Raw genomic sequence first — 732 nt, forward strand, 5'->3', positions numbered from 1 at the left:
CCTGACGTGGTCACCGACCAGACCAGTGCCCACGACCCCATGTACGGCTATGTCCCCCCACTGGAGCCCGACGAGACGCCCGAGGAGATCCGACGCCAGGACCCGAAAGGCTACCGGATGCGTGTCCTCATGGCCATGGCCGACCACTGCAGGGCCATGGTCGAGATGAAGCATCGGGGCGCCGTCGTATTCGACTACGGCAACAACCTCCGCTCCTTCGCCCAAGAGGGCGGCTTCCACGACGCCTTCAGCTACCCAGGCTTCGTCGAAGCGTTCATCCGAGATCTCTTCTGCGAGGGGCGCGGCCCCTTCCGATGGGTGGCTCTCTCCGGCGAGCCACACGACATCTACCGCACCGACGAGGCGGTCCGGAAGCTCTTCCCGGACGACGAGGCCCTCCAGAGGTGGCTGCGGCTCGCTCCCCAGAAGATCCGCTTCCAGGGGTTGCCAGCCCGGATCTGCTGGCTCGGTTACGGAGAGCGCGACCGAGCCGGTCTCCTGTTCAACGACATGGTCAGACGGGGTGAGCTTGAGGCTCCGATCGTCATCGGGCGAGACCACCTTGACGGCGGGAGTGTCGCGTCGCCGTACCGGGAGACCGAGGGGATGCTCGACGGCTCCGACGCTGTAGCAGACTGGCCGCTGCTCAACTTCGCGCTGAACGTCGCCTCCGGCGCCGGGTGGGTCGCCTTTCACCATGGGGGCGGCGTCGGAATGGGCTACAGCCTGCAC

General features: G+C 66.7%; 1 protein-coding gene. It reads left to right on the forward strand.

The features are described from left to right. Positions 1-732, forward strand: a 732-nt coding sequence (locus tag NZ960_08620) for a urocanate hydratase (protein MCS7177651.1), incomplete at both ends; no start/stop codon positions are given.

It is taken from the genome of Candidatus Kapaibacterium sp., assembly GCA_025059875.1.
Classification (GTDB): Bacteria; Bacteroidota; Ignavibacteria; order Kapaibacteriales; family HRBIN21; genus HRBIN21.